The sequence below is a fragment of the Pirellulales bacterium genome (genome assembly GCA_019694435.1).
Lineage (GTDB): Bacteria > Planctomycetota > Planctomycetia > Pirellulales > JAEUIK01 > JAIBBZ01.
The window spans coordinates 27687-51343 of record JAIBBZ010000022.1 but is presented as its reverse complement, the minus strand read 5'-3'; the positions used below and the strand labels follow the sequence as shown (position 1 = coordinate 51343).

Below are 23657 nucleotides of genomic sequence, written 5' to 3'. Positions count from 1 at the left end.
CCGCGACTGCGCGGCTCATTGCCGGGGTTTTGCAGTCTGCTTGGGCCGGTTCCTGCGGTCAAGCTCACGCCATGCGCAGGCCTGGCGGCGACGCGGACAACCGACGTGCCCTGGCCCGGGCATGACATTCGCGGATTCGCCGTTCGACCAGGGCCACGAGTTCGGCCTCGGACAGACCGTCCAATTCGGACGCCGCGATCGGCGCGCCAAATTCGACCTGTACCGGTGCCGGCAAGGGGAATCCGCGCGTCCGCGGCCAGGCCCGATGGGCACCGTCGATCGCCATCGGCAACAACGTGACCGTTCCGCGGCGGGCCAGCATGGAAAAGCCCGGCTTGAGCGGGGCCACGTCGCCCGAAAACGTGCGGGTCCCTTCGGGAAATATCAACACGGCCTCCTCGTCCTTCAGCCTGCGAAGCGTCTGCTTGAGCCCGGTCAGGCCGGTTCCGTCGCGATCGATGGGAATCGCCCCCAGCCCGCTGATCCACCAGGCGAAGGGCCGGAAGCGAAACAACGAATCGCGGGCCAGGAAGCTCAACACGCGCGGGCAGGCGATGCCGATCAGCACGGGATCCAAGTGGCTTTGATGGTTGGACAAGATCAGCAGCGCGCCGGTGCGTGGGACCTGGTCGCGGCCCGACCAGCGCAGCCGCAGCCAGACGACCGCCGCCAGAAAGCAGAGGATCCGCAAGGTTTCGTACCAGAGAATCCTGGCCAACGACCGCTGCGCCATCGCGAACATCACCCCTGCGCTGCGCGGCGGCGCACCAACGCTTCCAACTGATCGATGACCTGCTCGCGCGACAGCCCGTCGGTGAGCACCTCGATCGCGTCCGCGGCGCGGACCAAGGGCCCGACTTCGCGGGCCGCATCACGGGCATCGCGCAGGTTCTGATCGGCCAAGACCTCGTCGAACGCTATCTCTTGCCCACGTGCCGCCAGCTCGGCGACGCGACGGCGGGCGCGCTCTTCGGGGCTGGCCGTGAGAAAGAATTTGCACTCTGCGCGCGGAAAGACGACGGTTCCCTGGTCGCGCCCCTCGGTGACCACATCCGCGTGCTCGGCGAGCTGCCGCTGGCAGGTGACGAGGTGCGCGCGGACGGCCGGGTTGTCGGCCGCATAATGAATGTGACGGGTCACGTGCGGAGTACGAATCGCCGCGGTGACGTCGCGGCCATCGAGCAGCACGTTGTCGCCGGGCAATTCGATGCGCAACGTCTGCGCCAAACGGCCCATGGCCTGGGGATCGTCGAGCGCTACGTTCCGCTCCAGCGCCGCCAGCGCGACGGCGCGATACATCGCGCCCGTGTCGAGAAAGCGATAGCCTAGGCGCCGCGCCAGTGCGCGGGCCACGGTGCTTTTGCCCGCGCCGGCGGGTCCGTCGATCGTCACGATCATGCTGGGCTACTGCTTACGAACTGGGCCACGACTTCCATCCATTCGCCGGCGGTGAAATCCAATTGAATCACGCCGTCCTCGACTTTCAACTCGGCCAGCGTCGTGCCGGCGAAGTTTACCTGCCGGGCTGAAGCGACCGCGCGAAAAGCTCGCAATCGGCACCGCACCGGGCGACCTTCCGTCTCGATCAGCCGGGCCACGAAGCCGGCCGGGCGGCCCTCGACCAACAGCGGCTCCCAATGCGTCGCCTGCACATTGCGACCGTCGAGATGAAAGAACCACCCGGATTCGGGCAACGCCTCGGTACGTTCGATCGGCACGACCAGCGGCGGCGCAAGCAGATCGAGCGCGGCCGCCTCGGGATAGTCGGCCGCAACGGCAATCCCCAGCCGAAAACGCCGCCGAGTCTCGCCGGGAACGATCAGCAGCGTGTCGAGCATGCGGTCGCCGACGCGCCGATGATAAGGCAATCCGCCGGTGAGAATGGCTGCGCGGTGAGCGGCCTCGTGAATCGCAACATAGTGCGGTGCCTCGAGCCGGCGGTTCTCGCACGGCTGCGCCGACATGCCGACGCCGCGCCAAATCTCGGCCATCTCGTCGGCCCAAGCGAACCGGGCCGCGAAGTATTCGTCCCAAGGATCACCTTCGGGAAGCTGCCGGGGCTCGATCGTTAAGTCCAGGGTCAGCGTCTTGCCGCCGCGCCACACCCGCACGCGCTGCTCGAAGCCGGCCACGACCTCTTCGCCGCAGATCAGTTCGCCGCGGCTAACGATCTCGCCCACGTCGAGCGTGTTGATGGTCGTTTCCACGGTCTGCGCGCGCATCCGGCTGTAAATCGCCCGATCGTCGGGATCGACCCAGGGCTCACCCGGCCGCGGCGGCGGCCCCGTGCGGCGAAACGCGAGCTGCTGCGAGAGCAACGAACTCCGCTTGTTGGGCACGCGGATCGATCGCAAGGCCCCCGTCTCCGGATCGACCAGCACGGACAAGTGCTCGTTGGCGAGTTCGAACTCATGAACGATCCCGACGCGGTCGCGCTGGCTGCGGCCCACCGGGGCGGGTCGAGATACCTGCGGGTCGATCACGCGAAAACCGTTCCCCGGCAGCTCGACGACCACCGGAAGGCGATCGCCCGCCGGGTCTTCGACCGGCGCTACGCGGGCGCCGCTGAGGGGATTGAGGACCAGCCATCGCACCTGGTCCGGGTTCGCGTCCGGCGAAACGCGACGAGCCCATCGACCGGCGAGCCGTTCTGCGGCTCGTTGCGGCGTGCCGGGTTCGCCTGGCGTTTCCATCGCTGCACCGCAAAGCACGGCGATCGTGTCGAGTGCCGAGGCGCCGACGCGCGCGGCGTCGGCCTCGTGACGTGCAGCAATTGATGACAGTGGATCGGCGCGCCCTTGCTGTGCGTCTTGTTTCAAATAGGCCGGCCGGTATCGATCGGCGGGAAAACGCGCGAGCCGGCCCGGCGACTGGCTCGACGCGAAATAGTCTTCCAGCGTGACGAATCGCCCGAAGACCGGGCCATAGGCGGACACGCGCCGCAAATCGTCGTACCACGAGCTGCTACGCCCCGGCCAATGGGCAAACACGAGCGTCGCCACGTAGTCGAGGTCCATGGCTCGACCGAGCTTCTCGGAAAACGCCAGAAAGGTGCCAGGGTCGGCCGCATCGACGGGTACCCGCGTCAGCGCATCGAGGGCCGAGCCGTCGAGCCCCTCCCAGCGCGTCTTGCTCTGCTCTTCGGGTGGAAATCGGCCGTCGTCGAGCGTGAAATGCAATGCGCCGTGGTATTCCAGGCGGGCCAGGATCTGGGGCAGAAACGCCGCGAGCCCGTCGCGACGGCGGGCGTAAACCTGGGGCGCCTTGCCGAGCAACCGCTCGAACGCGCAACGGCCGCGCCGCAAGTCGTCCAGCGTATCCTCGACCGGCACGAGCGGCAGGCGATCTTCGTCGACGTGACCACCCACGACGGCCAGCGTCTGCTGCTCCCATTTGACCCGGATCGCCGCTGCGAGCGCAGCATCGTGCCGCGCGAGACAGTCGAGTGTGTTCGCGGTCAGCAGCAGGTTCAGCGGGACGGTGGACTGCAACTCGGCGCGGAGCCGTTCGTCGAGCGTCGTTTCGGCGACGAGCGTCAGATCGATCAGCCACGCCTCGGTCGGAAAGAACCGATCTCGAGCCTCGGTCAGCACCTCGACGGCGGCCGTGAGATGCTTGCGGGCCAACTCTCGATCTGCCGCCAGGACTGCGCCCGCCGCGGCCTTGACCTCGCTGGCAAAGTGGCCTTCGTCGAGGGCGCTGGAGTAGCGCATCCGCCGCGAGAGCAATTCCTGCTGAAGGTACGCATAGCCGACCGCCTCGACGTCGGCGGCAAGGTCCTGTTCGACAGCGGGCTCGGCGCCCATGGCCTGCAGCACACGATCGGCGATCTGGCGCCGGGTGGCGCCTTGCTGGGCCACGATGGCCGCGCCTTGATCGCGGGCACGGGCCAACCAGCCGGTCGGGAGATAGGCATCGCTGACGGCCGGCACGGTGAACACCCGCCGGGAGTCGGGCTCGGGCGGCGAATCGGCCCTTTGCCAGGTCGGCAACCGGTCGCAGGCCGCCAAAACGGCCGGTTGCCAAAGAGCGGACCAGCAGGCCAGCAGCCCGTCGGCATTGGTCCCGGTGTAATAAGTGGGCAGGTCCTCGAGACTGTGACAAGGCAGCACAATCGCTAGTTCGTCAAACTTGTTCATAGCACAGCCGATTCCAGCCACCTGGACCCAGGCGGACAGTCTGGTCGTATGTCCTTACGCCGCCGCGTGTTGCTTGACAGTCGCAACGCCGGCTAGCTAAGATTTATAGCGTAAATCGCTCGGTTCGTAGCGGGCCCTTGTCGCTGGGCACTCGTCATTTGGTCCATCTAGGTTCGTTTGCCCGCGCGACGGCGATTGGCTGGGGAATACTGCACGGTGATGCCGGCCGCAGGTCGGCGCTTGTCGTGATTGTCATCCCACGGGACTGGAACCCCGCGGAATGTGGACAGAGAGGACTTGCCCATGGCGAGATCGAACGCCGCCTGGGGAATTGACATTGGTCAGTGCGCGCTGAAGGCGTTGCGTTGCCGCCCGGGCGATGAGTCTGGCCGGCTCGTTGCCGACGCATTCGACTACATCGAATACCCCAAGATTCTCAGCCAGCCCGAGGCCGACCCAGCCCAATTGGTCAAAGAGGCACTCGAGCAGTTCTTGTCGCGCAACAATGTGCGCGGCGACCGGGTAGCGATTTCCGTACCCGGCCAGAGCGGGTTGGCGCGGTTCATCAAGTTGCCACCGGTCGAGGCCAAGAAGATCCCGGACATCGTCCGCTACGAGGCCCGGCAGCAGATTCCCTTTGCGCTGGAAGACGTCGTTTGGGACTATCAGCGCATGGCCGGCGGCAGTGTCGAAGAGGGCTTTGCCCTGGAGACCGAGGTCGGCTTGTTCGCGATGAAGCGCGAACAGGTTCAGCGGGCGCTCAAGCCGCTCGACGACGCAGGCATTGAGGTTGATTTCGTCCAATTGACGCCGCTGGCGCTGTACAACTTCGCGGCCTTCGATCAATTGCCCGAATCGCCCAGCGTCGAGGACTACGATCCCGACAACCCGCCGCCGTCGCTGGTGATGGTTTCGCTCGGGACCGACACGACCGACCTAGTCGTGACGAACGGCTTCCGGGTCTGGCAGCGCAGCATCCCGATCGGCGGCAACCATTTCACCAAGGCGCTGACCAAAGAACTCAAGCTGACTTTCGCCAAGGCCGAGCACCTCAAACGGAACGCGGCCGCGGCCGAGGATCCGAAGGCCGTATTCCAGGCCATGCGGCCCGAGTTCAACAACCTGTTGACGGAAGTGCAGCGTTCGCTGGGCTATTTCACCAACCTGGATCGCAATGCCAAGATCGGCCGCGTGATCGGGCTGGGCAACGCGATGAAATTGCCCGGCCTGCAGAGCTACCTGTCGAAAAACCTCGGGCAGGAAATTGCCCGCGTCGATGCGTTCCGTGTGCTCTCGGGCGCCGGCGTGGTCGATGCCCCGGCGTTCAAAGAAAACCTGCTCAGCTTCCCGGTGTGCTACGGCCTGGCCGCGCAGGCACTCAAGCAGGGGCGGATCAGCACCAACCTGCTGCCGCGCGAGATCATGCAGGATCGCATGATCCGCGACAAGCAGCCGTGGGCGGTGGCCACGGCGGCGTGCCTGCTGCTCGGGCTGACCATCAGCTGTCTTGGCTATTGGCGCGCTTGGAGCACGGCCGACCTGAGCAAATTTCAGCAGGGAATCTCCGAGGCGCAAAACGTCGCGCAGCAGTCGGGCCAGCTCGTGTCGTCTTTCAAGGCGGCCGAGTCCGAATTCGATTCCACGCTGCAACTGGGCGAGCGGCTGACTCAGGCCGGGAAGAACCGCACCAAGTGGCTCGAGCTGTGGAAGGCCCTGCACGACGCGCTGCCGCACGACGCGGATGGCCAGGAACCGCCGGCCGATTTGTCCCAGCGCAACGAACTGCACATCACCAGCGTCCGCTGCCAGAAGGTGGACAACCTGGGCGACTGGTACGAGAACGTTCGCCAGTGGTATCGCGTGATCGAAATCGAGAAGCCCCCGGCGGAAGGTGTCGCCGCGACCGACGAAGCCGCGGCCGAAGGTCAACCTCCGGGCAACGCGGAAGAGGCGGGCCCCAAGAAGCCCGGGCGCAGAACCGAAATGCGGCCCAGAATGGGTGGGCCGGGCGGCCGCGGAAAGGGACCGCGAGAAGTCGACGTGGGCCCTGACGTACCGGGCCCCACGGGAGCAGGCTGGGTGATCGAAATCACCGGCTTCCACTTCCATAACAAAGAACCACGCAACGATGGAGCGTTGTTCGTCGAAAATACGTTTTTCAAGTCGCTTGTGAAGAATGCCGCGGCAGCCAAGGCGCAGGCGACTCCGGCCGAAGGCGCCGCGCCCGCAGGGGACGCCCCTGCGGCCGACGGTGAAGCCGGTCAGCAACCGGGCCAGGCGAATCCCGCTGCGTCGCTGCCGGTCGCCGCGCAGTTGGGCTTTCCGATCGTCATCGACCCCAAGCAGATTGACACGAAATTCATCCTGGAGCGCGAAGGCAGTGATGCAAACGCGCCCAAGACGCCGCTGCCGCGCTTCGACTTCGTGATCAACCTTTGCTGGCAGGACGATTCGGCAGCGTCGACCGGCGGTGGACGGCGCGGGGCCCGCGCGAAACGTCCGGGAGGTGGTTGATGGACAAACTCAGGCCATACTTGAGCGCGTTGAAGAAGTATCACTTCTGGCTGCTGCTGGTCGTGGTGCTGGGCTGTGCCTTGTTTGCCTGGCGCAGCGGCACCAAGACACTGGCCGAACAGTTCGCCGCGAACAGCAGCCAGATCGAGGGTGCGTTCGGGCAAGTTTCGGGCGTGCGGAGCAACAGCCCGCACCCGAACGACAGGTTCATTGAAGAGAAGAAAGAAGCCACGGCGCGGCTGCGCGAGGAAGTGCGCAAAGCCTGGCAACTGCATTATCAGCGACAGCAGCAGGTCATGGTTTGGCCCGGGGACGTGCTCGGCGCGGGGTTTGCCGACGAGGCCAACCGGCTGGGCCGTGACGACGATTTTTCCGATCAATTCCTGCTGCGCTACATGCAATACGCGCAAAACATTCCGCTCAGTTGGAATGAGAAGTACAACCTGCGACGAGTGGAGGTCATCAAGGGCGTCGACGGTGAGCATGACGAGTCCGTGCTCAAGGGCGTTTTGGTCTGGCAGGAAGTCACGCAACTGAGCACCGATTACTCCTATAGGAGCAAGCCCAATTCGAAGCAGGTCCGCGTGGCGCAAGAGAATTTCTGGATCTACCAGGTGATGCTTGACGCAATCAACAAGGTCAACGAGGGCGTCACCGAGCATTACCAGGCCCCGATCAAGCAGCTGGTATCGATCAGCCTCGCACAAGCCGCGGTCAATGCGCCGAATATCGATCTGCCCTATGCCAAAGCGAAAGCCGCCGGCGGGCGCAACGAATCCAAGAGCGACGTGGTAGTGCCGAAGCCCAGCGACGAGAGTTCCGTGCTGCTGGCCAACCGCTACATCGATCCGACGACGATGAAGCCGTTACCGACGCCTTCGGGCAAGGAAGAGTATGTGCTGATGCCGGTGCTCTTCGAGGTCGTAATGGATCAACGCCGCTTGCCCGATCTCTTGGTGTCGTGCGCGAATTGTCCGCTGCTGTTCAATACGCAGTACGTCTCGTTCCGCGACGCGGACAACGGCGGGGCCGGTAAAGGTGCTCCCGGCAGCGGTGGCGGCGGTTCCTCGAGTAGCAGTTCCTCGAGCAAGAGCAGCTCAGGGGGTGGCGCGGGCGGCGGTGTCCAGGTCGGTGTCGACATTGGCCCCTTTGACGCGAATGTTGTGATCTGGGGCTACCTGCATTTGTTCAACCCACCGGACGCAAGTCTGGCACCGGCGGCGACCGGTGAGCCCGCCGTGGCTGGCGAGCCCTGATTCGGTGATTTACCCAAGTTGCCTGCGGTCGCCCCTGCGATCGACTTGCCGAAGGAGAAGGTGATGGCCGTCAAGGTGAAACTCAAGCTCGATACGGCCCAGATTCAGCAGTTCCTGATCAATCATGTCGAGAAGATCGGCCTGGCGATCGGTGGAGCGGTGCTGCTGTACCTGATCTACGGCTCCTTTGGTCACACGCCGCTTCAGAGACTGCCCGATCAGTTGACGAGCGACGCCAATTCCGCGCGGCAGCTCTTCGGCCCCAACAGCCCCGGGCCCGAGGCCACGGAGGTGAAATCGTTCGAGGGCGACGTCGAAAAGTCCGCCGGCAACATCACCCTGGCCAGTTACAAGGTGGAACGGCCGCTCCAGCGGCCGCTGGAACTTGGCGGCAAACGGGGAGAGCCCGAATACCTGGCGGTCATCGAATTGCAGACCGCCTATGGCTATGGCGCGTTTCCCAAATCGACCAGTGGCTCGTCGAGCGGCCAGCCCCTAGTGGACGGCGCGGCTTCGATAGCGGGCGACAAAGAGACCGACAAGGCCGCCAGAGCGGCAGAAGTCGCGCGTCGCCTACAAGACGCTCGTGGAGGGGGTGGCCGGCCGTCCCGTGCGAAGCCTGCCGCGAACAATGACAAGGACAAGGACGACAAGAAAAAAGACGAGCTCGTGCCCGAGCCGCCGACGGTCAATGCGCCGCCCGCGGAAGGCAAGATGTGGGTGGTGATCACGGGGCTTGTCCCGACCAAGTTGCAATACGAGGCCTACAAGGCGGCCTTCGGCAATGCCCAGTTCCGCGACCCGGAAGGTGCCGACTTGCCGCAGTGGATCGGTTTCCTGCTCGAGCGCGCGGCCGTGCCACAAGGTGCCGAATCGGCTGATTTGAAGTGGGAGCCGATTTCAGTCCGCCCGGCCATGGAACAGGCCAGGAAGGCCTGGGGAGGCAATACGCTGGAGGTCGTCGACCCGTTGCTGACGGACGAACGACTGACGTTCCCCCTGCCGCCGCTCTTGGGGCGCCCCTGGGATGAAAGCGTTGCTCACGCGAAGCTGCCGATGCAGGCGGGCGATCCCACGGAATCGGCACCCGACGCAACGCCCGACGGCGAATCGCCGGCGGGCGACGGCACGGCACCTCCCGCCGACGAGCCATTCGATTTGCCAAGCCAGTCACCGACCGAGACGGCCCGCAGTAATGCCGTTGCCAGGGCCAAGGCCAAGCAGAACGCGAACAAAGAGACGCCAGAATTCACGCTGTTTCGCTTCATGGATTTCACGGTGCAGCCGAACGTCAGCTATCGCTATCGCGTCCGGCTGGCGCTGGCAAACCCGAATCTGGGGGTCGATCCGCGTTTCCTCGAAAAGCCGGAACTCGGCGATAAGACCGTCAAGGGCAATCAATACCGCCTGAGCGGCTGGAGCGAACCCTCGCCCGCGGTCACCGTCGGCGGGCTGGGACGTCTGCACCTGACTGGGCCTTCGCAACCCGGATCGGGCCTGCGCGAGCCGACGGTGTCGGTCATCGCCGAGCAGTTTATTCTCGACGCCGGCGTCGAAGCGGTCGCCGTGATCGACAAGGTGTCACGCGGGCAAGCGGTAAACCGCCAGGACGTCAGCGTGATCGCCGACGTGCCGATCAAGGGCGGCTACGCACCTTCGCTGCAAACCGTGTCGTTTTCGACCAACAATGTGGTGGTCGACATGATCTCCGACGAGCGCGGCAACGATTCGCAGGCACTCGTGTTGGGATCGGATCTGAAGATGTACGTCGTGTCGCAGTTGCCCCCCAGCGATCCGATCATGGTACGCGTGAAGCGTAACAGCGGGGCCACGCCGCGCGAAAAGAACAAGGACAAGCCGGGCGACGCGGCTGACGGCTTTGGCGATCTCTTGGGCGGCAGCAACGACAAGTAGTCGGATGCTGCGCCAGGGCCGCTGACGTCACCGCGGAATGGGCCGCGCAACGCTTTCGCCCTGCTGGCGACGCCTTGAATGCTTGCCTTTCGCCAGCAGCTTGATTGCTGGCATCGTTTCCTTTCGCATGCGCGATTTCTCGCGGTTTCCGCCGGTTTCAATGGCTGGGGAATCGTGCCGAACTGCGCGCCGATCGGCCAGCAAATGAGAGGCGTTTTGTGCCAACTCGGTACCGCGCTACGGCTTGACGCGAAGTGACCTTGACCCGCGCTCGCCACCGCCAGTAATTATCGCACTCCCTTCTGCCCATCCACAGCCGTTCGAGCACTGGTTTTTCGGCCCTGGCAGCGAAGTGACGCCCCTTGATAGTCGGCCTCCGGCCGATTCCCGGCGATCGCAAACCGCCTCCACGCCCGGAAAACTCGCGTGATCGCAAGGAAGCGACCAACGCGGAGCCCTCGAGCGAGCCGGGCGAAGGCTGCTGCGAGTCGCGAAAGGAGATCGTTTTGAAAACGACGATTCGTTCCTTGGCTGCCACGGCTGTCGTCTGTTGCGCTGCGCCGGTGCTGGCCCAAACGCAATCCACGTGGATTGTCTGGGAGCTGGGTCGCGTCGCCTGTGCGCAGAATCAGCCCGACGAGGATCTGGGGGCCGCGGATCCGCGCGGCGAGGCCCTGGCACTGCTCAAGCAGGCCCGCGACGAGATGAAGGCCGGTCGGCTCGACGAGGCCGAGCAGTTGCTCGAGCGCGCCGAATCGTTGAACGTGAAATTCAGCCTGCTGCAAAGCCTCAGCGACACACCGAAAAAGGTGCGCCGCGACCTGGACAAGTTGCGGGCCTCGAAGCGCAAACAGGCCAAGTTGCCCAGTGCGCGGATTCAGCCAAACGCCGAGGACGAAGCGCCCGCTTCGAACCCGAACCCCGGCGCGACCAATTCCGCGCTGCAAAGCGATGCCGCCCTCGATGCCGTGACCGGCAAGATGAAAGATCGCAAGGGCACGGCCGTTCTCGTGCTGCAGCAAGCGCGCGAGGCACTCGATGCTGGTAACGTTCCTGCCGCCGTTCACTACTACCGCGAGTTGTTGAAACTGGGCGTCCAGTTCGGGCCTGACGACGCCGACTCGGTGGAGAAGCTGGCTGCCGACATCAAAGCGGCCGGCGGACGCCTCGACAGCCCCCAGAATGCTCCCACGCTGAACCCGCTGGGACAGACCGACGCGGTCGATCCCAATCTCTTGCCGGACGAAGGACATCCGCTGGGCCCCGCCGCGACCGCAGGCATGCCAGAACGGCTGCCGCAAGTCGCCGACGAGCCCGGAGCGGCGAGTTTCCCGCGCACCTCGCCTTTCGGCACGGAAGTGACGACGGAGCCGCCAGTCGATCCGAACGACGGTCTCGCTCTGCCGGGCCGGGTGCAGCCCGAAGCACCCGCACCGCTGGCCAACGCCCGCGCAGAAAGCGACAAGCTGTTGGTGGCCGCACGCCAGGCCCTGGCCGTGGGCGACCTTGCACGCGCGCGGCGCGCCGCCGAACAGGCACAAAGCCTGGGCGTGGAATACGGCTATCACGAAGACCAGCCCAGCAAGGTCGCCGCGGCCATCGAGAAATATCAACTGTTGCTGGCCAATCGCGCGCAGCACGGCCAGACCGAAGGTTACCGCCGGCAATACGCCCAGGTTCTCCTTGAGCAGGCGATGGCGCTGATTGCTTGGGGTCAATGGGACACCGCCGAACGCCTGGCCGTCGATGCAGATCGGTTGCAGGCGAACTTTGCACCCTTTGAAATGACCCCGCAAAAGGTCTTGGCCCAAATCAGCGACGCCCGGCAAAAGCAGGGCCTACCCCCGACGCAAGCGCCGGCCCAGATGGCTGGCGGAAACGCCGCGGCGGTGCAGCAGGCCGTCGCCGAAATGCCTGCCACGGCGGCGCAACCCGGTGCGGATGCGGCCGTCTATCAGCCCGAACTCGATCACACGCGTAACGTCGCGACGAACGACGAGCAACTGCCATTCGAGGAACCGGCGTCCGGTCCGTCAGCGCCCGAGCTGTCGGTACCGCTTGGACAATCCGACGCCAATCCGCTGGCGGGCGAGCCGGCCGCCACGACGGACGCTCCGCCGCAAACGCCGGTGCCGGAAAATCCGGACGGCAAAACATTCGTCGTCTGGGGCGAGAAGGCTCTCGCCGGTGGCGATCTCGTCCAGGCGCGGGCCTATTTGCAAGAGGCCAACGCCCGCCGTGCAGAGCTTGATCCGGCACATCTGCTGAAGCTCGACCAGCTGCTCCGCCAGGTCCAGCCGTCGCCAGGCGAGGTTTCGCAGACCGCGCAGCCGGGTTCGCTGCTGCCGGACGCCTCGGCCGAACAGAAAGTGCTGGCGAACAAAGTCGCCGTCGAGTTGACGCGACGTGAAGCCGCGGCCCGGCAACTGGCCGAGCAGGATCCGCAAGCCGCTCTGGCCAAGTTGCAAGAGACGCGCAAGCTCGTCGAAGACGCCGGGCTCGACTCGGCAGCGCGCGACATCCTGCTGCGGCGCGTCGATCGCACGATCAACGAATTGCAGCAATACATCGACAAGAACCGGCCGCTGGTGGAATTGAAGCAAAAGAATCAGGCGGTCGAGGCCCAGATCGACCGCGAGCGCCAGGCCAAGCTCGACGGGCAGGAAAAGCTGGCCGAGCTCGTCGAAGAATTCAACACTCTGCAGGACGAAGAACGCTTCGCCGAAGCGATCGTCGTCGCGCGGCGGGCCGTCGAGTTGATGCCCGACGAACCTGTGGCGCAGCAATTGATGGTCCAGGCCAACTTCCTGCATCGCCACCGCATGTCGCTCCAGGTGCGCGACGAGAAAGAAAACGGCTTTGTCAACGCCTTGGCCAGCACCGAGGAATCGTCGACGCCCTTCGATGACCGCAATCCGCTGGTGTTCCGCGACGCCAAGGAATGGGAAGCGCTGACCAATCGCCGCCGCAGCATGCAGGTCGACGGGCCACGGCGTTCGGAAAAGGAACTTGAGATCGAGCAGAAGCTGCGCACGCCCGTCTCGCTCGGCTTCACCGATGCCCCGCTGTCCGAGGTCATGGAGTATCTCGGCAAAGTAGCCGAATTGAACATCTACCTCGATCCCCAGGGTCTGGCGGAAGAAGGCATTACCACCGGTGACAAAGTCACGATCAACCTGACGCAAGATATTCAGCTCAAGAGTGCCTTGCGGTTGATTCTCGAGCCGAAGCGGTTGGCCTACGTGATCAAGGACGAGGTGCTCAAGATCACGAGCATCCAGCTCAAGGACACCGAACTGATTACGCGCACCTACGGGGTCGCCGACCTGGTGGTGCCGATCCCGCACTTCCTGCCCTCGAACGATATGGGCATGGCCGGTGCCCTGCGCGATGCCTACGGGAACGTCGGTTTTGGCGCCGCGGCCAGCACCGGGGGCAGCGCGCCCCTGATGGTGGCCGCCACGCAAGGCGGCGGCACGACCAGCGCCACGCTCGATCCCCGCGTGATGGCCCAGATGAATTCGCCGATCGGCGGCGGCAATCCCGCAGCCACTGGCAGCCCGCAGAATTTCGGCTTCGGTCCCGGCGGCGCCGGCGGCGGCACACAGGCCGATTTCGACAGCCTGATCGAATTGATCACCTCGACGGTCGCCCCGACAACCTGGGACGAAGTCGGCGGGCCGGGCTCGGTCAAGCAGTTCGACACGAACCTCAGCCTGGTCATCAGCCAGACGCAAGAGGTCCACGAGCAGATCGTCGACCTGCTGGAACAGCTCCGGCGCCTGCAAGACTTGCAAGTGACGATCGAAGTCAGGTTCATCACGCTCAACGACAACTTCTTCGAACGCATCGGCATCGATTTCGACTTCGACCTGAACGACAAGATCGACCGACCGTTCCAGGTCTGGGGCAAGCCGCTGAATCCCCAATTGCGGAACGACGACGCCATCACCACGGAGCGCAACCTCCGCGATCGCGACTACGCGCCGACGATCACCGTCGGCCAGGCGGCGCCGGGCGTGTTCAGCACGGATCTGGATATTCCCTTCCGGCAGGACAGCTTCACGCTGGCCGTGCCACAGTTCGGCGGCTTCGACGCCGCGGCGGGCGCCTCGCTGGGCTTTGCGATCCTCAGCGACATCGAGGCGTTCTTCTTCATCAACGCCGCGCAGGGCGATCGCCGCAGCAACGTGTTGCAGGCCCCCAAGGTGACGCTGTTCAACGGCCAAACGGCCACGGTGTCGGACATCTCGCAGAGCCCGTTCGTGATCAGCGTGATTCCGGTCGTCGGCGATTTTGCCGCGGCCCAGCAGCCGGTGATCGTCGTGCTCTCGGAAGGCACCTTCCTCACGGTCCAGGCCGTGGTGACGAGCGATCGACGCTTCGTGCGTCTGACCGTGGTGCCGTTCTTCAGCCAGATCGGCGAGGTCGACACCTTCACCTTCTCCGGCTCGACGACGACCTCCGAAGAAAGCGCGTCCACCGGTCCGGACGAAGACCCGACCAGCGAATCGAGCGCCAAGACCACCGTCACTGAAGGCACGAGCGTGCAGTTGCCGACCTTCTCGTTCGTCTCCGTTTCAACCACGGTGAGCGTGCCCGACGGCGGCACGGTGCTGTTAGGCGGGATCAAGCGACTGAGCGAGGGCCGCAACGAGTTCGGCGTGCCGATGCTGAACAAGCTGCCGTACATCAACCGCTTGTTCAAGAACGTCGGCATCGGCCGCGAAACGCAAAGCCTGATGATGATGGTCACTCCGCGGATCATCATCCAGGAAGAGGAAGAGGCGCTGCTGGGCATCAGCCCAGCCGAGGCCCCGTAAACCTCGCACGGAGTCGGTTCAAATCGCATCGCCCCGGTGGGCCTGGCAACAGGCCTGCCGGGGCTTTTCCTTGCGCTGCGGTCTGCGTACAACCAACGGGCGTGCAATCCATGCACTTTGACCGGAGGTATCGCGGACTTGTCGCCACGGTTCTGGATCATCGTCGGAGCGCTCGCTGGGGCCCTGGGCGTCGGGCTCGGCGCCTTTGGTGCGCATGGGCTGCCGCCGTGGCTGCGACAACATGTCGCGGCCGAAATGCGCAGCGCCGAGGATTCGATCCCCGTCGAGCGCGAAGTGGAGAAGCGCGTCGCGACGTATGAAACGGCCGTGCGCTACCAGATGTATCACGCCCTCGGCATCGTGCTGGCCGGGGTATTGCTGGCGTGTCGCGGATGCCGGCTCTGGCAAGCTGCCGCCTGCGCCATGCTGTTCGGCATCCTGGTCTTTTCCGGTTTGCTCTATGCCCTGGTCGTGACGGGCGTCAAGGTGCTCGGCGCCATCGTGCCCATCGGTGGCGTCGCGATGATCGTCGGCTGGGTCCTTTTGGCAGCCGGCGCGTGGAGCATGCCGGATCTGCGTCGGCAATAGCCGTTCACTGCAGCCGCTCGAGCTCCGTCAGCAGGTGCCGCTTCTCGGCTGCGGTGACGTCGAGGCAGCAGCGGTCCTGCAAGGCCGCGAACAGGCACCACAGCAAGGTCCGGTTCGCTTTCGGCTCGCGCTCGCGGACCAGCTTGTAGGCCAACACCGGGCCCACGCGCGCCAGGTCACCGCGCGTGCGGATCCCGACCTCGGCCAACCAGCGCGACGACGCAACACCTAGGTTTTGGAGCTTCGCGATCGGCACCCGGTCGACCGCTCGCCCCGTCGCGGTGTGTTTACGCCGATAGCCCACGGTGGATCGACCTGTTGCGGCCAGAAAAGCAGTTCGTCAATGAGTTTGACCGGCTCGCCGCCGGACCACAAAGGCTGCCTCAAAAAAAGCAGAAGCGACGGGCGGAAAACCCGTCGCTTCTGCGAGTGAATACCCCGGCGTTGTGGGTAGCGCTGTCGCCATGGTGGCGGTCGCAATCAGGCCGGCAGCAAGTGCTCGAGCTGCTCGGCCAGCCGCTTCCGGGCCACGTGCAGACGCCGCTTGATCGTACCGACGGGGGCGTCGAAACGATCGCTCATCTCGACCAGCGACTGCCCGTTGACGTAGAACGCCACGAGCGTCTCCCGGTCGAGCCGCTTGAGCTTGCGCAGCCCGGCGCGAACCTGCGACTGCCGCTCACGCGCGAGCAATTGCGCCAAGGGAGTCTCGCGCTCGACGCAATTGGCCTCGAGCGTCTCGGGCTCGGCCGAGAAGGCCCGGCGCTGCCGCACGCTGCGGTTGATCGCCATCCGCACGGTGATCGATCGCAACCAGCCGGCGAACCGTTCGGGCTCGCGGAGCTGACCGATCTTGCGCAGGGCCTGGATGAACACCTCCTGGACCAGTTCCTGCGCATCGCTTTCGCTCCGCAGGCGCCGCAAGGCGGTTGCGTAAACGGCCCGCTCGAACCGCTCGACGAGGGCCCCGAAGGCAGCGCCGTCGCCGAGCCGGGCCGCTTCGACCTGGGCGCAGAGCAACTCCTGCTCGGGGGTGATTGCATATTCATTCAAGACGACCATTGGTTTCTCTCCAGGATGGGCCACCGCGACAAACGACGGCCGACAGCACCGACCAGAGGGACCACCCGCGGAGCGCAGCAAATGCTGCGGACCGCAGACGCCCGGGCCTGCTTCCGTCGGTTTCGTGTTCGTCGTGGCGAGGGTTTTGCTCGGCCGACTACACCGACGGATGCCAAGACACCGGCTGCGTCGTATGCCACGTCGGGCGTACGACGGACACTACGGGCTGCATTTGCCGATAGCGTCCAAGCATGCCGATCGCGGCGCCGACGCCACCGCGCATGAATTGCGCGGCGGCGGTTTTAGCCGCGGCCTTGGCTTCGCGCTTCAAGAGGAGCGCAAGGTCTAGACCACGCGCAACCTCGCTGACCGTCACGATGGCGCGGTTCAGACTGTTGCTGAACGAGGCACAAATCGTGTTGGTGCGAATGACGTTACGCATGACTTTCCCCTTGCGCATCGAGCGCGTCTGGAGAGAAAAAAAGAACGGTTTGCGACACGCCCGCCGTGCCTGGAAACACCAGGACGAAACGTGCGCGTCGCGGTCTAGGCTGCCACCACTTTACCAAGCCGTCAACCGGGAATTATCCGTCCCCACTTCCGGGGCGGCCGGCCAACCTGCTTGAACAGGGGCGGTTGCATCCATAGACATCAAATCGACCGGCCGGTTCGCGCATAATCCTAAAAAATCTCAAACCCCTTCCCAGATTCGACTTGGTGTGGCCGAACCGTTGGCATTCTGGGCAACTTGACCCCTGGTTCGGGCCACGTCATGCTTCGCGGCACCCAGTGGTCGGTCCGCGGTCACTGGACACTTGTTCAAACGCAAACGCACGACATCCGCTCGAGACCTGCCGTCATGCCCACCTTCAAAGAAATGCTGGCCGCCGACCGCGTCATCCGCGTGTTCTCGATGGCTCGGATCATCCACCCGATTGTGATCGACATGTTCGGCCTGGCCGGACGCTACGACGGCTTCTGGCTCGACCAGGAACACGGCGGCCTGACCTACGAGCAGATCAACCTGGCCAGCGTGGCCGCACGGGCCAACGGCATGGACACCTTTGTACGCATGGCGCCGATCGACTATTCGCTGGTGACCCAGGCGCTCGAGGCCGGGGCCGGCGGCGTGATGGCAGCGCGCATCGAATCGGCCGCGCAGGCGCGGGAATTCGTCTCCTGGTCCAAGTTCCACCCGGCCGGCTCGCGCGGCATCAATACGGGCGGTTGGGACGCCCGGTATACCCACATGAAACCCGCCGAGTTTGCCGCCTCGGCGAACCGCGCGCACCTGGTCGCCATTCAGATCGAGACGCTGGGCGCCTTGGAAGAAGTCGACGCCATCGCGGCCTGTGAAGGCGTGGATCTGCTGTTCGTCGGACCGAACGACCTGTCGCAGGCCATGGGCCTGATCGGCCAGTTGGGCCACGAGCGCGTTTGGGAGGCGATCGACCGCGTTCAGGCCGCCTGCATCAAGCATGGCAAGCACTGGGGCACCGTCCCCGCCGACCCGGCCTACGCTGATCGGGCGATCGAAAAAGGCTGCCGGATGCTGATCATGGGGGGCGACGTGCTCAGCCTCCGCATCGGCATCGAGGCCACGCAAAAGCTCTACGAGCGCGTCTTCAGTCGCTAGACGAGGCGATTGCTTGACCGCTCCCGGCGATCGTCTCAGGCTATAGTCTTGATCCGCTCGCCGCGCGATTGTCGCCGGCGGGGTCCCCGTGTGGCGATGGTTTCTCGTGTTGCAGGCACGCCGTTCGCTTCAACCCGATGCTGCCCCCGCCGCGTTCAGCGCCTGGCATCCTGCGCGATGGCGCGAAACGCTGGCCGCGCCGGTCAGTGGCGCATCGCTCGCCGTGTTTCGCATCGGCTTCGGGCTCGTGTTGTGCTACGAGGGCCTGTACTACCTGGGCTTCATTCCGTTCGCGCCCAACGGGGCGGTTGCTTTTCAGCACCTGGGCCAATGGCTCGGCTGGTCGCCGGCGGCGCCGGTCGGCATGAATTTGATTCAGGCCCTGTACACCGGACCACACGTCCATTGGAACATCGCCTTTCCAGGGTTTGCCTGGGTGAGGCCGCTGCCCGAACCGGCGATGACGCTGGTGTTCGTCGGGATGACGCTAGCGGCGCTGCTCGTGGCGCTGGGCTGGAGCTATCGACCGGCCGTCGTTTGCCTGTTCTTCAGTTTTGCTTACGTCAACCTGATCGAGCTGTGCGTCTACCTGAATCACTTCTACCTGGCGTGCCTGCTGTTGTTCTTGCTGTGTTGGATGCCGGCCGATCGCTGTTTTTCCGTGCGTGCCTGGCTGGAGCGCGACCCAACCGGCAAACGCCCCCTCGAGCAGCAGTGGGTTCCGTTTTGGTGCGTGTTCTTGCTCCGGGCACAGATGTTCATCCTGTATTTCTACGCCGGCATCGCCAAGACGAACCCGGATTGGCTGAGCGGCGAGCCGCCCCGGACCTGGCTACACCAATCGAACGCGGCGCACTATCTCGAGCGATTCTTCGGGCTTGGCACGATGCAGTCGATTCGTGCCTTCTTGGCCCAAGAGGGCGTGTGCTGGTTGATGACCATCGGCGGCCTGGCGCTCGACTTGTCGATTGGATTCTTCCTCGTGTGGCGCCGCACGCGGATTGCCGCGTTTCTGCTGCTGATGGGCTTTCATGGGACGAATTTCTGCCTGTTCAACATTGGCGCGTTTCCCGTATTCGCGATCTTGGCGACGACCATATTCTTCGACCCCGATTGGCCGCTTCGCGTCGGCCGGTGGTTGCGGCGGCCGAGGATCAAGCATCCCGACTGGCCCTGGCTGTTGGCGGGCACGATCGTGTTGCCGGGATTCGGCACGCTCGCCGGCTGGCGGCTCGAGCCAAGCCCCGCTCCGACGACTGCGACGCGCCGCCTGGGTTGGTTGGGGCTGGCGCTGATCGGCGTTTGGTTCGCCTACCAGACGATCGTGCCGCTGCGGCATTTCTGGATTCCTGGCTACGTCTGCTGGACCGAAGAAGGTTCGCTCGCCAGCTGGCACATGATGCTCCGGCACAAGGTCAGCGGACCGTTTGCCATGGAGATCGTCGATCCCGGACTCGAACCGCAACCTGGCCCCGCGGGCCCACGGCTGCTGCTACCGCGCCCAGCGAGCTCGCCATTGCCCCGGGTCTATCGCGACGTCGATGCCGACAACGTGCCTTGGGCAGAACTGCCCGAATTTGTCCTGACCTACGAGCCGCTCGTGGGAGAGCGGATTCTTTACAACCCGCTCTCGTCGGCCGCACGCGGCACCGCAACGCCGGCCCAGGTTCAGGAGTATTGGCAGCGCACCTCGGGCCGCACGGCACAGGTCACCGAGACCTTCCCGTTTGCGACCTTGTTGCGGACTCACAAGACCGGGCTGAAATCGCGCCTGCAATCCGGCACCGCAACGGGCGCATCGCGCCAGGCGACGCTCCGCGCGCTGCTGAATCTGAATGTGCTCGAGCAACTCGTGGCGCGGGCGGAGAAACTCGAATCAGGCAGCACCGAGCACGAAGAAATCGTTCAAGACATTCAACGGCATCTGCAATTGCAAATCGAGGCCGAGCAAGACGACGTGGCATTTGCGTCGCTGCTGGCCAAGCTGGCTCCTTTTTCGCTGCAAGGCGCGCGCAACGAGCGATCGCCCTGGCTGGCCATCTACGACGCCGGAATGCTCGTGACGCCTCCCAAACAGGGCAACGTGCTGTTTACCTTGGCGCGCGAGCGCTGGCAGGGCTACGAAGCCATCCTGATCGACGTCGAACGTCTGACCGATCTGCACATGCTCGCCTTGCCGCCGGTGATCACGCTGGTCGATTTCCACGGGCGCCCCGCGCTGTTCTGGAACCAGGCGCGTGACCTGCACGCTCTGCAGTCGGTCTGCGTGCGCACCAATCCACCGGCGTTGCACCGCTATGTGCAACGCGTGGCGGCGATTTGGGAGGCGCAGTACGGCCGCCGGCCACAGATCCACGTGACAAGCTGGGTCAAATTGAACGCACGAGCGATGGCGCCCCTGGTCGACCCGCAGGTCGATCTCGCGGCGGCGCCGTTGCATATCTTCCGGCATAACGATTGGATCGAGCCGCCCGCGCCGCTGCCGGGGCAAGCTGCGCCGGCCGACAACCGCTCTGCGCCTGGAGCCATTCGCGGATTGTGGACGCAGTGGGCGCCACGCTGAAAGGAACGCCGCACTGACGGCCCCCCAAGGCCATCAGGAAGCCGTCGTCTCGCCGAAGAATACGCGCTCGACGTTGCCGCGCAGCACGGTCGAACCGAGTTCGACGGCCCGTTGCTCGGTCCAGCCGCGGTCGATCACGAACCGTTCGGCCAGCACCTTGGCCAGCACGCGCTTGTACATGCGGAACTTCGGCAGCCCAAATTCGAGCTTGTACATATCGCTGTAATAACCAATCTGCTTGGTTTGCGGCACGGCCTCGAGCCGGCTGGCCAGGTCATGCTCGATAATGCTGGGAATGTTCGAATACCACCAGTGCCCGCTGGTCACCACGTTCGGGAAGATCCAGCAGTAACTAACCAGCTCTTGGTTGGTCACGCTGGCCAGTACGGAAATCGGAAACGTGACTTGCGGAAAGCTGTTGAGCAGTCGCGCGTACTGGATCAGCGATACGCGACTGTCGAACAGGTCTTGTCCCTGGTAGACGCCACCCGGGTAAACCGCGCGGTTGACCCCGATCATCAGATCGAACGACAAGCGATACTCCGCGCAGAGATCGGCCAGGGTCCAAAAGACAAACTGGGCCAGCTCGCGCCGCCGGTGGGCATCGGCCGCCTCGCCGGCGGCAAAAACGGCGGCGATCGTGGCGTCCGCAGCCGTGTCGCTCACCGGTTCCGGGACAAAATCGGGCGGCAGCGAAATCGCACAAGCCCGGGCACCCCGCCGCTTGAAGTGCTCGAAGCGCTGGGCCAGCGCCGCGCGTAGCTCGCGGGCATTGGTCGCCTCGATGCCCGTCGACTCGGCCAGGCGGCGGCGAACGGTTGGCCGGGCCAGGTGGAATACGAGCTCGTCGGTGCGCAAGCACGGAATGTAGACCCGAGGATCGAAGCCCTCGAGCCGGTCGTCAAAGTCGTTGGTCAGGAACACCGCCTCAAGGCCGCTTTGCTCGAGGACCCGGTTGGCCCAACCCGGCGATTGCATCGAGGCCAGCGAGGCGTCGTAGATCGCTTCCCAGTTGTCGGGCGTGAGCCGCTCGTCTTGGAAACCAAAAAAGGTTTGCAGAATCTCGATCAGCCAACTGGATTGAATCGTGTTTTCGAGCGGCCCGAGCCCCCGCACAAGCCGCTCGACCTTTTCTTTCGGTCCCAGTTGCGGATCCTCGATTTCGGCTCGCGGCATGCCAGCCGAGTGGGCCAACTCGGTGTAGTAGTGGTATCCCAGGATGTCTGCCAGATTGCTGGCACTCGGCCTGTGGGGATCAATGTGCGAATGCGGATCGATCAGCCTCAAGGAGTCGAGCGCGGAAAACAGCCGTTCGACTAAGGGGTTACGGCCAGCCATCGGTACCTGTCCCTCGCGTGTTGGAATCGTGTTTGACCGCGGCCACGGCCCCCCAGAACGCCGTGGGGCGATTTTTAGCAGATGTCGTGGCTGCCGAGCAGCGGACGGCGCCGGGTTTTTGCCAGCACGTGGTTTGGTTCCGCCGAGAGATCGCCGCGATTTCAGGCTTTTTTTCGCTTCAGCTACCATATGCAACCCAAGCCTTATCAAGCACTTGCGACCCAGGTCCTAATCAACCGGTTTTTTTGGATTATTTGGATTATTTTCTTGACACCCACGACGATTCTGCGACACTAGGCACTCGGACTGTGGGAAATTTCCACAGTTCCGCATTGCCTGTTTGTCGGCCGTGGCAAAACCCGCCTGAGCTGCACACACGCTGGGGTGCAGCCCATGCGAGCGCGGTTGGACGACCGGCGATGGAAACAGATGATGCCGCGGCAATCCTTACGATCGCCACGGCCAGAACACAGATGAGCCTCTTTCGAACTAAGGAGTCGCTAATGAGTCGGAACGTGTTCCGTGGACTTCTATCCGCATTTGCCCTCGTCGCGCTGGTAAGCAGCGCGAACGCCGCCCGCGTCGATCACGCGGTGACTTTTGATCCGGGCAGCGCAAACACCTATTTCAATGCCACTCTGGCTGGCAGTGGTTCGCTGACGCTCGGTGCGAACCTGAACGTGCAGATCCAAACCGGATCGATCTTGGGCACGCCGATCAGCATCAGTGCCCCGCTGACGATTCCGAACCAGACGCTTCCGATCACGACCGTGCCGAATCCGCTCAATATCTCGGTTGATCCGACCGGTACGATGACGCTCAATCTGGAAAAGAGCCTCGAGACGTTCTTCGGAGCGTATCCGAATACGGCGCAGTCGCTGAAGGATGCCGAAATCCCTCAGATGGACTTGTCGCTCGTCGGTCCCGGTGGCGTCGGCTTCAACACGAACCAGATCCAGGTGTCGGGTTCGGCCAGCTTGAACATCCTCGGCATCACCACGATCGATATCCCGGTTTTGGCTGACCTGACCGCGCATGGCCTGTTGTCGGACGTGCTGTACCATCAGGTCGGTGGCGCGCTGGTGACCACGAACGGCACCGTCACGACGCCGCCGCTCTACGGTGGTGAGCCCGAAGGCAGCATCGAGACGACCTACAACCCGCTTGGTTTGTTGGGCGCCGTCACCTCGGCTGGTACCGGTTCGGCGAACGCCGCGGTGAACGCGACCGGCAACGTCCAAGTCGATCTGGGTATCTTCGGTACGGTGACCCAAGACCTGGGTACGCTGGACCTGCTCAATGAGGCGCTGTCGCTCGACACGCTCGCGTTGATCTTCAACCAGATGAAGCTTCGCGACCTGGAGCCGGGCGTCTATGACGGCACGCCGCGCGACATCCGCGTGACGATGCAAGGCAATCTCGACATCCTCGGCAGCACGCCGTTGGAATTCGACATCAACCAGTCGCTCAGCCAGCCGGTCGGCATCGACTTCAAGGTGCCGGTCAACCTGGGTATCCTGGGCAGCGTCACGCTCGATGGTTACATCTCGGGCACGATCAATGCCAACATTGATGCGACCTTCGGTTTGACGGGCATCAGCTACGGCTTTGAAGATCAGGTCGTCTCTGACGTCCTGGTTCCGGAACCGAGCAGCATGATCCTGGCGAGCGTCGGGCTCGTGGCCCTCGTGCCGCTTGTCTGGCGCCGCCACAAGAAGTCCTAGGACTTCTCGGTAACCCAGCGATTGTTCGATTGAATGGCTCGTCCAAGCCGGCTCCCGCAAGGGGGCCGGCTTTTTTCATTGTTGGTTCTCGCGGCGCCAC

15 protein-coding genes are annotated in these 23657 nt (G+C 64.3%); 8 read left to right on the top strand and 7 right to left on the bottom strand.

Annotation, left to right across the window (positions count from 1 at the left end; translation table 11 throughout):
• Positions 1-64 precede the first annotated feature (64 nt).
• The 3 genes from K1X74_15920 to K1X74_15910 are packed head-to-tail and all read right to left on the bottom strand — an operon-like array spanning position 65 to position 4139.
• Entirely contained in the window at positions 65-733 is a 669-nt protein-coding gene (locus K1X74_15920; protein ID MBX7167820.1) for a 1-acyl-sn-glycerol-3-phosphate acyltransferase, read from the bottom strand.
• An 8-nt stretch (positions 734-741) separates the two neighbouring features.
• Positions 742-1398 (bottom strand): (d)CMP kinase, encoded by a 657-nt coding sequence (cmk, locus tag K1X74_15915; protein MBX7167819.1) that lies wholly within the window; start codon positions 1396-1398, stop codon positions 742-744.
• Positions 1395-4139 (bottom strand): hypothetical protein, encoded by a 2745-nt coding sequence (locus tag K1X74_15910; protein ID MBX7167818.1) that lies wholly within the window; start codon positions 4137-4139, stop codon positions 1395-1397. Before K1X74_15910 ends, cmk begins: the two co-directional genes overlap by 4 nt.
• Before the next feature lie 303 nt (positions 4140-4442).
• Between K1X74_15910 and pilM the strand changes: the two genes are divergently transcribed.
• The 5 genes from pilM (at position 4443) to K1X74_15885 (ending at position 15234) form a co-directional block, all read left to right on the top strand.
• Positions 4443-6653, top strand: coding sequence for a type IV pilus assembly protein PilM (gene pilM / locus K1X74_15905; GenBank protein MBX7167817.1), 2211 nt, complete (start codon positions 4443-4445; stop codon positions 6651-6653).
• Positions 6653-7909, top strand: coding sequence for a hypothetical protein (locus K1X74_15900; GenBank protein ID MBX7167816.1), 1257 nt, complete (start codon positions 6653-6655; stop codon positions 7907-7909). The genes pilM and K1X74_15900 overlap by 1 nt, the downstream gene beginning before the upstream one ends.
• A 63-nt stretch (positions 7910-7972) precedes the next feature.
• Entirely contained in the window at positions 7973-9823 is a 1851-nt protein-coding gene (locus K1X74_15895) for a hypothetical protein (protein ID MBX7167815.1), read from the top strand.
• A 506-nt stretch (positions 9824-10329) separates the two neighbouring features.
• A complete protein-coding gene (locus K1X74_15890; GenBank protein MBX7167814.1) occupies positions 10330-14646 on the top strand; it encodes a hypothetical protein in 4317 nt (1438 codons plus the stop codon).
• A gap of 138 nt (positions 14647-14784) precedes the next feature.
• On the top strand, positions 14785-15234 hold the full coding sequence (locus K1X74_15885) for a DUF423 domain-containing protein (protein ID MBX7167813.1): 450 nt from the start codon (positions 14785-14787) through the stop codon (positions 15232-15234).
• A 4-nt stretch (positions 15235-15238) separates the two neighbouring features.
• On the opposite strand, the gene K1X74_15880 is transcribed toward K1X74_15885, so the two are convergent.
• The 3 genes from K1X74_15880 to K1X74_15870 form a co-directional block, all read right to left on the bottom strand.
• On the bottom strand, positions 15239-15538 hold the full coding sequence (locus K1X74_15880; protein ID MBX7167812.1) for a TfoX/Sxy family protein: 300 nt from the start codon (positions 15536-15538) through the stop codon (positions 15239-15241).
• A 176-nt stretch (positions 15539-15714) separates the two neighbouring features.
• Positions 15715-16296: a sigma-70 family RNA polymerase sigma factor gene (locus tag K1X74_15875; GenBank protein ID MBX7167811.1), complete on the bottom strand. Its 582-nt coding sequence runs from the start codon at positions 16294-16296 to the stop codon at positions 15715-15717.
• A 157-nt stretch (positions 16297-16453) separates the two neighbouring features.
• Positions 16454-16756: a hypothetical protein gene (locus tag K1X74_15870; protein ID MBX7167810.1), complete on the bottom strand. Its 303-nt coding sequence runs from the start codon at positions 16754-16756 to the stop codon at positions 16454-16456.
• A gap of 399 nt (positions 16757-17155) precedes the next feature.
• Here K1X74_15870 and K1X74_15865 point away from each other — a divergent pair, with 399 nt between their 5' ends.
• Together K1X74_15865 and K1X74_15860 are read left to right on the top strand one after the other, a co-directional pair.
• Positions 17156-17932 (top strand): hypothetical protein, encoded by a 777-nt coding sequence (locus tag K1X74_15865; GenBank protein ID MBX7167809.1) that lies wholly within the window; start codon positions 17156-17158, stop codon positions 17930-17932.
• An 88-nt stretch (positions 17933-18020) separates the two neighbouring features.
• Entirely contained in the window at positions 18021-20495 is a 2475-nt protein-coding gene (locus tag K1X74_15860) for an HTTM domain-containing protein (GenBank protein ID MBX7167808.1), read from the top strand.
• A 33-nt stretch (positions 20496-20528) separates the two neighbouring features.
• On the opposite strand, the gene K1X74_15855 is transcribed toward K1X74_15860, so the two are convergent.
• Positions 20529-21833 (bottom strand): glucuronate isomerase, encoded by a 1305-nt coding sequence (locus K1X74_15855; protein ID MBX7167807.1) that lies wholly within the window; start codon positions 21831-21833, stop codon positions 20529-20531.
• Positions 21834-21865: 32 nt separating this feature from the next.
• Here K1X74_15855 and K1X74_15850 point away from each other — a divergent pair, with 32 nt between their 5' ends.
• Positions 21866-23557, top strand: a complete 1692-nt coding sequence (locus tag K1X74_15850; GenBank protein MBX7167806.1) for a PEP-CTERM sorting domain-containing protein — start codon at positions 21866-21868, stop codon at positions 23555-23557.
• Positions 23558-23657: the final 100 nt, after the last annotated feature.

Excerpts from the sequence above, each read along its gene's own strand:
- K1X74_15920 (MBX7167820.1), bottom strand. The coding sequence starts at position 733 with ATGGCGCAGCGGTCGTTGGCCAGGATTCTCTGGTACGAAACCTTGCGG.
- K1X74_15895 (MBX7167815.1), top strand. The coding sequence starts at position 7,973 with ATGGCCGTCAAGGTGAAACTCAAGCTCGATACGGCCCAGATTCAGCAG.
- pilM (MBX7167817.1), top strand. The coding sequence starts at position 4,443 with ATGGCGAGATCGAACGCCGCCTGGGGAATTGACATTGGTCAGTGCGCG.
- K1X74_15865 (MBX7167809.1), top strand. The coding sequence starts at position 17,156 with ATGCCCACCTTCAAAGAAATGCTGGCCGCCGACCGCGTCATCCGCGTG.
- K1X74_15875 (MBX7167811.1), bottom strand. The coding sequence starts at position 16,296 with ATGGTCGTCTTGAATGAATATGCAATCACCCCCGAGCAGGAGTTGCTC.
- K1X74_15855 (MBX7167807.1), bottom strand. The coding sequence starts at position 21,833 with ATGGCTGGCCGTAACCCCTTAGTCGAACGGCTGTTTTCCGCGCTCGAC.
- K1X74_15870 (MBX7167810.1), bottom strand. The coding sequence starts at position 16,756 with ATGCGCAAGGGGAAAGTCATGCGTAACGTCATTCGCACCAACACGATT.
- cmk (MBX7167819.1), bottom strand. The coding sequence starts at position 1,398 with ATGATCGTGACGATCGACGGACCCGCCGGCGCGGGCAAAAGCACCGTG.
- K1X74_15900 (MBX7167816.1), top strand. The coding sequence starts at position 6,653 with ATGGACAAACTCAGGCCATACTTGAGCGCGTTGAAGAAGTATCACTTC.
- K1X74_15910 (MBX7167818.1), bottom strand. The coding sequence starts at position 4,139 with ATGAACAAGTTTGACGAACTAGCGATTGTGCTGCCTTGTCACAGTCTC.